Below are 11420 nucleotides of genomic sequence, written 5' to 3'. Positions count from 1 at the left end.
CCTTGCCCAATCAATGGATCAGCTTCTGCAGCGTCTTGTCTGTTCGGATAAATTCATTGATGGTCTTGCGCAGTTCCTCAGCTTCTCTGGACCTTTGTCCATGTCGCCAGGACAGATGGTCAGGTCCTGATGCATGCCCGCCGCCTGCACCAAGAATTCGGCAAACACGCCAGCCTCGAACCGCCGGAGCTTTGCACCGCTTGCCGGTGGACTGTGCCGTTGCTGTGCACTTGGGTGCATCATTGAGTCTTTTCGTAGGGTCCATGAGGTTGGCGTCACTTTTTGTCATCCGACCGCCCCCGTTTTGGACATTGCCTACGATACTTTAGAAAAACAACGTGTTGTGGCGGAAAAAGTAACGGCGCAGCCTGCTCCGCCGAACTTGTTTTTGGGCCAGCGGGATTTGGACGAGCCAAACGCCTCTAGCCATCAGGGGTAAGGTGCTGGATGAAGGAAGTGAGGCGAAAATGGTAAGGTTCTGTCGCTGGTGGCAGAAATATGTGTCGCTTCACAAAGACTATGGAACGTCACTAATTTCTGACTCAATCGACGCACAAAAACCCAATAAATGGGGAAATCACGTCATTCAATTCCGACCCAAACGTCAAGCATTTCTGACCCAATACCGGTAGCCGCCATTCATTGCAGCTACGGCCAAAGTCTGTTGAGAGCCCACTTTGGCCGGTGCTGCGCGTTGCCCCAATGACAGCAATGCGCAGAAAGCAGACTTTGCGTCGACAACCATGCGACGCGTTTCATCAGTATCTGATCAGAGTATCCACTATCGCTTGCCGCGTTGCGTCATCATTCTGGAAAATCCTGCCGGCAAGAAACTCAGATGGAAACTCCGGCCACGTTTTGCGCATTTCGGTGATAAGTCGCTGAGCTTCTTCGGTATGTCCCAACTGATCCTGCGCAACGGCTTGGAACAGGAGAGAAGGAGCACTCACAGGCGCACCGGCTGCGGGCGCTCCTTTAAAGGCGTCTACTACCTTTTCGTATTTCCCGAGCATCAGTTGCGATACACCCCAGATGTTTCGTGCGCCAAAGCGGCCCGATCCTGACCTTGATCTTTCTGGATCGCTAACCTCAGCCGCAAGTTCTGGGGCACCCGCCATGATGGCGGTGATGCCGACAAGATCCAGAATATGACCATCATTCGGCGCAAGCTCGACCGACAGTCTTGCGTATTTCATAGCCTCGACTGGATTGTTTTGGGTGGCCAACACCCAACCATTTGCACCGTTTGCCCATGCGTCAGTGGGAGATAGATCAAGCGCTCTTTCCGACATCACGGAAGCTTGGCTAAAGAGGGCATCTCTTTGTGCCTCATCAGGGGACAGCATGGCCAAAGTCGCCAGGACCTGTGCCGATCCGGCATAACCGTCCGAGAGTGCGGGGTCGAGCTCCGCGGCATGCTGAAACATTCCCAGTGCTATTTGCTGGCGCTTGACGTCGAAAACAGGAAAAAACATTCCTCGGGCCTGATCCGCAAGATTAGCCGCTTGAAGCCTTGTCAAAGACTGCTCGCCAAGAGCAGTTCGCTCAGCCTGTTCGATGGATTGAGCTGTGGGCAAGACCACCTTGTTATCCCGAGTGAACCAAAAGCCTGTCACCACAATCAACGCCAGGCAACCCAGCCCAAGTGGGAGCACTTGCTGTAGACGTCGATGCCCACCAAGCAATTCGCTGTCCTGAGCATTTGAGTTGTCGCTTCTTGTCGTACTTCCTTGCGAAAACCGCGGCTTGTATCCGCCGGAATCAACAAAAATTCGAACTCCCTGACCGTCCCATTGATCTTCATAAAACTCATTTAGCAGTCGTCGCAGCCGTCTGGCTTCGACGCGGACAAGGTTTCGACCACCAGTGCCATCAATACTCCGACCGTAGACTTCAACCGCGATTGCTTTGCCACGAATCTGAGCACCGCGACCGGCGAGAGTTTCTTCGACCACGTAAGAAAGGAACTGCTGAAGTCGAGGCGAAGCCTAGAACGCGACGCTGGAAACAACGCCCTGAAGTGCCTGTCGGACAAGCTCCGGCGATGGTGGTGCAACATCTTGATCTATCGGCAATTCATTAGCTTGGTTCAAAGCAAACTCACCCCCAACTCACGGTGACTCACTTGGCGTATATCGTCAACCGCACTCATCTTGATGTGAGAATAGATAGTGAGAACCGGGGATTATCCAGTGACTTGGGAACTGAGTGATGAGCTTCCAGATCTTTCCTATGCGCTTTCAGGGCGTACCGAAACGGATGCGTTAACTAGTGAGGCAATCGAAGACCTAAAGAAAGTTACTGCGCTGTTGGATGACACATCGATCACAGCCTCAGAGCGCGCGGAATGGGCCCACATCAGATCCGAACTCGTGAACGAGCTTCGCCGGATGGTGAAGCGCAACCTTCGTAGCATTTCCAACTAAGGGCACAGCCATGACAAAAGAAGACACCGGCAAAGAACTTAAGAACGAACAGATCCAGAAATCTGACGAAATTGAAAACCCTTCCCGGCGACACGTTATGCAGGGACTGGCAGCAGGTGCGGTCGCAACCGGTGCCGTTAGTTACGGTTCAGGAGCTGCACAGGCGCACCCCGGTGATGGGCCATTAGGCGAAAGTCTAAAGAACCCTTACGGCGGTCGGCCTGCCGGGGGCATCACTCTGCCAGAGTATTTCCGTCCTACCAAATACATGACGGGCTCGAACGCGAATTATTTCCCGCTATCCGAGGACCTCGGGCCCGACGAAATGCGGATATCGTTCTGTGGTTCCACCCCATTTCCGCCCCGCGAAGATCAGGCTGGCACCTGTATCATGGTCGAACTGGGTAACGGAAAGCGTTTCTTCTTCGACTTCGGCTCGGGCTGCGTCCGCAACATTATCGGGATGCAGGTTCCGGGGCAGTTGATCAACGACATCTTCATCACACACCTGCATGTCGACCACTATGCAGACATCCCTTACATCTACCCGTTCCGGGCTTGGTCTGGTGGATACACGCCGCTGCGCATTCACGGCCCTTCTGGTCGGACACCCGAGCTTGGTACTGCCGGAATGGTGAAAGGCATGCAGCAGATGCTCAAATGGCATCTCGAGGCCTTCGATGTGTTCCCGATTGGGGACGGCTACGAGATCGAAGTTAACGAATTCGATTTCCGCCAAGAAGGCGGTATTGTTTATGACCAAGATGGCGTGACTGTTCGGTCCTGGCCTCGTAGCCACGCCAAAGACGGTGCAGTCGGGTATCGGCTGGATTGGAACGGACTGAGCTTTGTTTGGACCGGCGACGGCCGCCCCGATGAACTGAGTCTTGAATACGGAAAAGGCGTCGATGTGTTTGTGACCGAAATGTCCGGACAGGATATCGGCCAGTTGATGACCTACAAGTACGGTCTGCCGCAAGAGCTGTTCAACTATACAATCGATACGCATCATACATCGCACTATGCGGTCGGTAAGATGATGGCTGAGGCGCGCCCACGGCTTGCAATGGTGACCCACTATACGCAAGACGAGGATATCGATGCCGAAATGCTGGCGGGAATCCGAGCCCATTATGATGGGCTGTTCGCCTGGGGGTTGGACGTCGCCGTCGTCAATGTCACCAAAGATGCAATCTGGTATCGCAAGGCGACGCTTCCTGGAAAATCCGGCTCGGTCGCCCCATTCCGCGAATTGGGCAAAATGGAAGCAGAAGGCAAGATCACATTGCCGGATGAAATCAAGCCGCCAGCACCACGGTCGTCACGTGCCGAACAGCAAGACCAGAAATACCGCGATATGGAGATCGATCCTAAAGAATACTATCCAGCTGACGTATTCCGGGCCCCCGATCCCGAGTGGCCCAGCGATTTCGTAATCAAGGTCGATGACGTGATCCCGAACCGCAAGAAGAAGGCGGAGTAACGACATGATCGAATTTGGGTCGTCATCCGCAATTCCTGTAACGATCCTTACCGGCTTTCTCGGAGCCGGTAAGACAACACTTTTGAACCGCATCCTGACAGGCAATCACGGGTTGCGGGTTGCGGTTCTGGTGAATGACTTTGGATCAATAAACGTAGACGCCGACTTGGTCGTCGGTCTCGAAGATGATGTGATGAGTTTGGCAAATGGCTGCGTGTGCTGCTCGATCCGAGATGACCTGATCGAAACGGTAGAGGCTGTTCTCGCCCGGCCTGAGAAACCGGAATACATCGTCCTTGAAGCAAGCGGAGTGTCGGACCCGTCATCAATTGCAATGACATTCACCGATCAAAAGTTTCGGGATATGATCCGCTTAGACAGCCTCATGTGCCTGGTCGATGCGGAACAGCTCTTTTCTGCGCCAGAACAAATGGAACTGAAGCTCCGTCAAATCGCGTTCTCGGACATGGTTATTTTGAACAAGGTCGACCTCGTCGACAGGGCGGCTGTTCAAAGGGTGCACGATTGGCTCGGGTCTCGCTTCCGTCGGTATCGTCTGGTCGAAGCCGTCAACGCAGACGTTCCACTGGATATACTTCTTTCCGTTGGTCGTTTTGCCGCCGAACAGCTAGAAACAGAAGTACCCGATCATCACGAGCATGGACCGGATTGTGGTTGCCACCACTCTGATCACTCGGACAGCTTCTCAACAACTATGATGAAAGCTGAAAGCCCGATAAGCTTGTCTTCTCTTCGGAGTGCAATTCGAAAGCTTCCCGGCGACGTTTATCGCCTCAAGGGCTTTGTTTTTAGCGAGGAGGATCCAGATCATCGCATTCTTGTACAGGTAGTGGGAAAACGCATGGACATCGCAAGGGATGGCGCATGGGGCCACCGAAAACCCGAAACAAGGCTTGTTGCAATAGGCGCACCCGGAGCTCTTTCGGATTACGAGCTTTCCGATGCGTTGTTAGCAAGCGCATAGCGGCAAGTTCGACAAAACTTGTTCGCGTGTTTTTTGTTGAATTCCAACACGTAACAGCTCGAAAGCCCACAGCGCTGAGGACCAAAAAGTGGAGAAATACCCTATTGCTTAAGCAGTTTAGGAAATGGAGCCAAGCGATCAGATTGCTTGCACTTGCCACTGCGATTGCCCTGTCGGGAACGGCTGTGCGCGCGCAGGACGTTTCAAGTCGAGAACTTGAAGACACAACCCCAAACCTCGGATTGCCGAGTTCAGCTGGAGGACGAGATGCCGAGTTGCTTTCTGCGTTCCACGGGCTCGAGGCGTTGCCTCGAGTAGCAAATCTCATTTGCAGAGGTTCCAGGGGCAAAGACGGGATGCCTGTTGTTTTTTCTGCCGAGGTAGATCTGGAAACTTTGCAAGCTGGTGACTTCAGAGTCGTAACAAAATCAGGCCAGATCGGAACAATGCATTGCGCATCAGTATTGCCTGCCACCGATCCCGGTGAATTGCGCACGGTGCTTCTCATCGGGGATTTTGGGAGCGCTTCCGAGGATCCACCTGTTCAAGTCGAGGTTATTGGACACCTTCATTCCATCGATGGAACACTTGATTTTCGAGGTGCCACTGTAGCCGTGACTCCGCTGGAAGACGGGCCGTCAATGATCTTTGCCGAGGTTGTTGAAGATTGGACCTTCGTCGGAAATTTGGGACCACGCCGAACCAGAGGAAGCCTTTGTCCAAGTGACAACATCGTACAGGCCATTCGGGTAACTTGGGCGGGTGGCGTCACGCTGGCGAACGGCAAGGAACCTGGCGATGCGGAACGTGATCTGTACAGGATCATCGTAGAGGCCGAGGATGGATCTCAACGCATAGTAACTCCCGCGGCGCTTGCCGATCTGGGTGACGGGGACAATAACCACATGCTCTGCCTTGATACAAAGGATCGATCCATCTCGGTTTCCTTTCCAGCTGGCGTTTTCACGGATCCGAATGATGATCTAAACCCAGAAACCAGCGCATTTGTTTCAAAACCCAATTAACAAACTGCTTTTAGGTTTGTTCGAATGGACTTTTAGCCGAAAATGCCCGGCCGGGCCGGTTGCAGGTATTGCAGCGCTAAATGCGGATGAACGAACTTGTTCGCCTCTCGGACATTGCAAACTCGGTTTTGAAGGTCCGCTTTGGGCTGACTGCGGTCCTTTGAAGCAATACTGCGGATGTCTGCAAAGTCCCGCGAAGCAGACATTGAACAGAGTTGCGACGAATGACCGTTCTGCGGACAAAGCTGACTTTTAACTGTGATCGTACAGCCTTGGTTAATGTTGGCTGCGAGAGCCATTCAGTTATAGTTGTTTCTGGAAAGGTTTTTTCAATTGCTCGCCGAACTTGGAGGAGGAAATCCGGCGAGCTCCATCCAATCTGGGTATGACCGTGTTGTCGACGTGGCCATTAAATTCCACGTCGATTTCCTCAACTGGATGGGGCTCAATCAAGGAAAATCGACAACATTAATGCGCTACGCCCCGGTTGCGGATATTGACCCTTGTAACGTACTCGGCGACTTCCACAGAAAGTTCTAATTAGGTGGCGTTCAAGATTGGACCGTCCAATAATCTTACCAATTCTCCAAAGTATCCTCCGGAACGAGCAGGACGAGTAGGATCAGATGTGATTGCTACGGCTAGGTTTCGGTCAGTATGAGCAGCTAATATTTGCCCTCCGTACCCACGCGCCAAAGCATAACCCGAAGGGGTCAGAAACCAACCATACCCATAGTCTAACCCAGAGAAAGCCGAGCGGCCATATGGCTTGGTCGATTCCAAGACCCAGCTTTCAGGAATAATTTGCCTTTCAGCAAAGGCCCCGCGGTCCCGAAGCAACACCGCGATCTTCAACATCGACTTTGGAGTAATTGCCATCTCATTGCCTCCTAGGTAGTAACCCTGTGGATCTCTCGTCCAAGCAGGTATCTCAATACCAAGAGGTATTCCCAGCCTCTCACGCGTGAGCGTCAAAAGACTTTGGCCGGCAGCCTCGGTCAACGCTGCACCAAGAACATGAGTTGATCCAGTGGAATAGAGCATCTGTTGTCCTGGCTCAGCAACCATCGGCCGTGTCAATACATCCGCGACCCAGTTAGGAGAGCTGATCCATTCCCCGTAGTTACTGCCAGAGGTTCTTTCGAGACCGGCTCGCAGCGTCACTAGGTCCTCCATGGTTATGCTTTCGGTGCCGGGTGTAGCATTGGCAGGCAAGAGCTGCGGAGCGACCTCCCGCAGGGTGGCGTCTACAGATGGGATTTCCTGCCGATCGATCGCCGTCCCAAGCAACAGAGCCACAATGCTTTTCGAACAGGACTTTATGTTAGCTGGCCTGTCTAGGCCTGCACCCTGTTGAGTCTTAGCGAAAATGACTTCATCTCCGCGTTGAATTTGAAGTGAATGCAACTGCGGCAGACCGCTTATCACATTATTAAGCGCTACCGTTTGTCCCCGCGCTATGTATGGAGCAGCCATTGCGGTTACGGTTAAGAACAGGAACTTTCGACGTGTGGTCATAGCATTTATTTGGAAGCAAAACTCTGAATGTCCAGAATTCTACGCAACATGGCAGCCTAATTGCGCAAAGTGTTAGCCCCCCAAAAAAACGTAGTGTGGGATTTGTGGCAACACGAAGCTTCGTTGGTACACCTGGCTGGCGTCGTGAAGTATAAGAACTGTGTTAGACTGGCCAGGAGGACATTCTAGCAGGAGATCTCCAGTTGCTACCGAATTCACTCCGTCTCGCACTCACTGCCACTACAATTGCCATCTCGGCAGGCGTCCTCCCAGAGCGCGTCGAGGCGATATCGCAAGATGTCCCAGTGTGGTTACAAAAACACGTGGGTACGGGTGACGGCCAAATCGCGCCGATCGTTTTGAACAGGGCGCGAGCGCTTTACATAGAGAAAGTACGACGAGGCGAAGTAAGGAACCCCTGCTACTTTGCCAAGGATGCAACCCGCCCCAGCACTGCAAGAAACGGCAATCCCGCGAAGCGGTTTTACGTCATCTGCGAGTCACAAAATTCTTTCCGAGCGGTTTCGTCCGGCTATGGAAATGGCCGAAAACTAAGGGGCGCCAATTTTTCGAATGGTCGGCAATGCGCGAAGAACTTCAGCAATGCAGAAGGATCTAAACTTACCGCCGGAGGTGCCTATGTGACGGCTGAAACCCGCACGTCCTTTAAAGGTTATTACAGTCATTCCGGCAAAACGCAGCCGTTCTACCGCACCTTTCTTTTGTTTGATGGGGAAGGAGAAACGAGCAATGCTCGCGAGCGCGCCATTGGAGGCCATCCCGCTGTTTTCCTTAAGTGGCAATGTAGGTTCAAAAGTCCTCGAAGCAATCATGCAGACAACGACGGCTATGTCCCCTACGGAAAACTTGTGAACTACACTGGCGGCCGTAGCAATGGCTGCACAACCTGGTCACAGTCGGCCTCAAAAGAGATATTGGCGCTTGTGGAAGGGAATCCGACGACCCTGTATATCTACCCGGAATCCAAGGATATCAATGCTGTCGCTAAGGCTGTGAAAAAGGGGAAATCACTATCGCGGGCAGGAGTTTATTGGAACGCAGCTTGCTTGCAAGCAATAGGCGCACCAAAGTTCTGGCCCAAAAGTAGCCTCCAACCGATCATAAATAGTTGGAGAGCTTCCTTGCCTAAACAACGGCCACTAGAATTGCCTATCTGCAAATAGTTGAAAAAGCGCGGGACAACTTAAGAGCACGCTGCCCTTAAAGCATTTCTGCTTTGTGCTAGTAGCAGCCGTCGGCTGCACTGGGATTGTACGAACGCTTTGCCGCTTTCCGAAGAATCCAATCAAATGGGACAGTCGCATAAAGCGCAGCATTTGCCTCTTTGGGTTCGACGCTGTCGTTCGCAGCACTTGGCGTGAACTACTGCTGAGCGAATTGCCAAATGGATACGTAGCTATATGCCTGTGCCTCAATTTCAGTGCTATCCACGTCAACCTTTTATTGATACCGCGCAGCTTATTCCTGACAATTTTCGCATCTTTGTGCATGATGAAAAACTAGGCAGACTGTTTTTGTCTTCCGGGAAGTGTTTGAATTATTAAGAGGCGTGCTATGGAAGTATTGGTTAATGGCATAAACACGGTTCTTTGGAACTACGCATTAATTTACGGACTTCTTGGAACCGGTATCTTTTTTACAATTCGTCTTGGCGCACTTCAGTTTCTTCATTTTGGGGAAATGGTGCGCGTACTCACGTCTTCGAAGAGCACGGACAAAAGAGGTATTACTCCGTTTCAAGCGCTGACGGTAAGCTTGGCTTCACGCGTCGGCACTGGAAACCTGGCTGGCGTAGCTGTGGCCCTGACCTTAGGAGGTCCGGGCGCCATCTTTTGGATGTGGATCGTAGCATTGGTTGGAATGGCCACGGCTTATTCTGAAAGTACTTTGGCCCAACTCTATAAAGTCACATCGTCCAACGGCAGGTTCAGAGGAGGCCCAGCGTTCTACATGGCCAACGCCTTGAATGCTCCTTGGGCCGGAGTCATTTTTTCGATCTGCCTGATTGTTAGCTTTGGTTTGGTTTTTGTCGCCGTCCAATCCAACTCGATCGCCGAAGCTTTCGAAGGCGCGTTCGGGTTGAACAAATTGATCGTTGGCATAGCGCTGGCCGCAGCCGCAGCCGTGGTCATATTCGGTGGAATAAGGACCATCGCAAAGTTCGCTGAGATTGTCGTGCCGCTCATGGCAGGTCTCTACCTCTTGCTTGCCTGTGTTGTGGTAGTCCTGAACATTTCCGAAGTACCCGCTATGTTGTGGTCGATTGTTGCAGGGGCATTTGGCCTTCAAGAAGCTGCCGGAGGCGTGACAGGCGGCGTCATGGCTGCTGCCCTTAACGGCATAAAACGGGGACTTTTCTCCAACGAAGCGGGCATGGGCTCAGCACCGAACATTGCAGCGGTTGCCACACCTGAGCCCCACCACCCTTCCAGCCAAGGTTTCGTTCAGGCATTCGGGTGTTTTGTGGATACAATTTTGGTCGCGACGGCAACTGCATTGCTAATTCTTTTGTCGGGCGCAATCGAAATTGATGGTCCTACGGGTATGCGACTGACTCAAGACGCGGCGGCGGTCCATCTCGGCGAAATCGGTCGCCACTTTATCGCGATTGCTATCGTCTTTTTTGGCTTCACATCCATACTTGGCAACTACTCATATGCCGAAAACGCGATGACTTTCTTAAAATTGGAAGGGAAGCTGCCGATTTACATCTTGCGTTTGGGCTGCCTTGCAATGGTTGTTTGGGGCGCTGTGCAAGCTGTTGCCACAGTGTTCAATTTCGCGGATGCCGCCATGGGAATAATGGCAACCATCAATTTGGTGGCAATAGTGCTCCTGTCTGGCACCGTATACAAATTAACGGTGGACTATTTTTCGCAACGCCGACAGAACCTTGAACCTCGCTTTGTCGCAAGCAAATTTCCCGAGTTTAGTAAGGGCGTAGATCACACTGTCTGGACGGAGGAGATCCATGCCGATACTCAAAACCACCGATAGCGAACGGCTTCAGGAAGTCTTGGACGATATCGCAGATCGCATTGCCGGCATGTCCGAAAGGGGGAAAGTAGCGCAATACATTCCAGAACTCGCCACAGTTGATCTGAACCAATTCGGTATTGCCATTGCACCAATCAACGGCCCGTTAATTTCCGCTGGAGACGCGAGCACGCTATTCTCGAGTCAGAGCATTTCAAAAGTGTTCTCGCTCACATTGGCGCTTCAACAGGTTGGTGCCACTTTGTGGCAAAGAGTCGGTCGGGAACCTTCCGGCGATCCATTCAATTCAATCGTTCAGCTTGAACACGAACGCGGAATCCCAAGGAACCCGTTTATCAACCCGGGCGCGATCATAGTGGCAGATGTTCTGCTCGAAGACCGTTCTTCTGATGAAGCAGTCAACGACCTTTTGGCATTGTGCCAAGAGCTTTCGGAAGACAACTCGATCGAGGTCGATGCGTCAGTTGCAGAGTCTGAGATGCGAACTGGGTCCAGAAACCGCGCTCTTGCGCATTTTATGCAGGCGGAAGGAAATCTAAACGCGCCGGTAGAGGATGTTTTGTCTCTGTACTTTCGCCAATGTAGCATCGCAATGTCATGTGAACAGCTAGCATTGGCGGGCCGCTTTCTCGCCGCAGCGGGTCAAAATCCGGCCACCGGTGCCACAGTATTGTCGGCACAGCGAGCCAGAAGAGTAACCGCACTGATGATGATGTGTGGTTCTTATGATGCCTCGGGTGAGTTCGCCTTCCGTGTTGGCCTTCCAGCGAAAAGCGGTGTTGGTGGCGGAATCCTGTGCATTGTACCTGGTATCGCATCTGTAGTCGCCTGGAGCCCCGGGCTAGATCAAAAAGGCAACTCCCATTTGGCGACTATCGCATTTCAGGAGTTAGTTCGTGCGACAGGCTGGTCGATCTTTGGACCGAGTGCATAGCCTGCCCTGTTCAATTCAAGACCAGTCACAT

The 11420-nt window shown here is 52.4% G+C and carries 10 protein-coding genes; 7 read left to right on the top strand and 3 right to left on the bottom strand.

The features are described from left to right. Positions 1 to 10: 10 nt before the first annotated feature. Positions 11 to 289, bottom strand: a complete 279-nt coding sequence (locus tag ABWV79_RS08940; RefSeq protein ID WP_353391458.1) for a hypothetical protein — start codon at positions 287 to 289, stop codon at positions 11 to 13. A 469-nt stretch (positions 290 to 758) separates the two neighbouring features. Then, positions 759 to 1955: a hypothetical protein gene (locus tag ABWV79_RS08935; RefSeq protein ID WP_353391457.1), complete on the bottom strand. Its 1197-nt coding sequence runs from the start codon at positions 1953 to 1955 to the stop codon at positions 759 to 761. 237 nt (positions 1956 to 2192) lie between these two features. Here ABWV79_RS08935 and ABWV79_RS08930 point away from each other — a divergent pair, with 237 nt between their 5' ends. Genes ABWV79_RS08930 through ABWV79_RS08915 form a run of 4 tightly spaced genes read left to right on the top strand, consistent with a single transcriptional unit; the run spans position 2193 to position 5919 of the window. Continuing rightward, complete coding sequence (locus ABWV79_RS08930; RefSeq protein WP_353391456.1) at positions 2193 to 2426, top strand: hypothetical protein; 234 nt, start codon at positions 2193 to 2195, stop codon at positions 2424 to 2426. Positions 2427 to 2436: 10 nt separating this feature from the next. Beyond that, on the top strand, positions 2437 to 3909 hold the full coding sequence (gene gntH, locus ABWV79_RS08925) for a guanitoxin biosynthesis MBL fold metallo-hydrolase GntH (protein WP_353391455.1): 1473 nt from the start codon (positions 2437 to 2439) through the stop codon (positions 3907 to 3909). Between the two features lie 4 nt (positions 3910 to 3913). Next, on the top strand, positions 3914 to 4894 hold the full coding sequence (locus ABWV79_RS08920) for a CobW family GTP-binding protein (RefSeq protein ID WP_170754787.1): 981 nt from the start codon (positions 3914 to 3916) through the stop codon (positions 4892 to 4894). Positions 4895 to 4920: 26 nt separating this feature from the next. Further along, positions 4921 to 5919, top strand: coding sequence for a hypothetical protein (locus tag ABWV79_RS08915; protein ID WP_353391454.1), 999 nt, complete (start codon positions 4921 to 4923; stop codon positions 5917 to 5919). A gap of 540 nt (positions 5920 to 6459) precedes the next feature. On the opposite strand, the gene ABWV79_RS08910 is transcribed toward ABWV79_RS08915, so the two are convergent. Continuing rightward, on the bottom strand, positions 6460 to 7437 hold the full coding sequence (locus ABWV79_RS08910) for a serine hydrolase domain-containing protein (RefSeq protein WP_353391453.1): 978 nt from the start codon (positions 7435 to 7437) through the stop codon (positions 6460 to 6462). A gap of 305 nt (positions 7438 to 7742) precedes the next feature. On the opposite strand from ABWV79_RS08910, the gene ABWV79_RS08905 reads away from it, so the two are divergent. From ABWV79_RS08905 to ABWV79_RS08895, 3 genes are all read left to right on the top strand, one after another. Then, positions 7743 to 8621 (top strand): hypothetical protein, encoded by an 879-nt coding sequence (locus tag ABWV79_RS08905; protein ID WP_353391452.1) that lies wholly within the window; start codon positions 7743 to 7745, stop codon positions 8619 to 8621. Between the two features lie 391 nt (positions 8622 to 9012). Next, positions 9013 to 10455: an alanine/glycine:cation symporter family protein gene (locus tag ABWV79_RS08900; RefSeq protein WP_353391450.1), complete on the top strand. Its 1443-nt coding sequence runs from the start codon at positions 9013 to 9015 to the stop codon at positions 10453 to 10455. After that, entirely contained in the window at positions 10430 to 11389 is a 960-nt protein-coding gene (locus ABWV79_RS08895; RefSeq protein ID WP_353391449.1) for a glutaminase, read from the top strand. Before ABWV79_RS08900 ends, ABWV79_RS08895 begins: the two co-directional genes overlap by 26 nt. Positions 11390 to 11420 lie beyond the last annotated feature (31 nt).

The organism is Ruegeria sp. HU-ET01832, assembly GCF_040371315.1.
In the GTDB taxonomy this organism is placed as follows: domain Bacteria; phylum Pseudomonadota; class Alphaproteobacteria; order Rhodobacterales; family Rhodobacteraceae; genus Ruegeria; species Ruegeria lacuscaerulensis_A.
Note: the sequence above shows the minus strand (reverse complement) of the source record. Positions and strands in the feature narration are given on the sequence as shown.

What these genes read in the sequence shown, in the direction of transcription:
- ABWV79_RS08895 (WP_353391449.1), top strand. Translation starts at nt 10,430, where the DNA reads ATGCCGATACTCAAAACCACCGATAGCGAACGGCTTCAGGAAGTCTTG.
- ABWV79_RS08910 (WP_353391453.1), bottom strand. Translation starts at nt 7,437, where the DNA reads ATGACCACACGTCGAAAGTTCCTGTTCTTAACCGTAACCGCAATGGCT.
- ABWV79_RS08920 (WP_170754787.1), top strand. Translation starts at nt 3,914, where the DNA reads ATGATCGAATTTGGGTCGTCATCCGCAATTCCTGTAACGATCCTTACC.
- ABWV79_RS08940 (WP_353391458.1), bottom strand. Translation starts at nt 289, where the DNA reads ATGACAAAAAGTGACGCCAACCTCATGGACCCTACGAAAAGACTCAAT.
- gntH (WP_353391455.1), top strand. Translation starts at nt 2,437, where the DNA reads ATGACAAAAGAAGACACCGGCAAAGAACTTAAGAACGAACAGATCCAG.
- ABWV79_RS08900 (WP_353391450.1), top strand. Translation starts at nt 9,013, where the DNA reads ATGGAAGTATTGGTTAATGGCATAAACACGGTTCTTTGGAACTACGCA.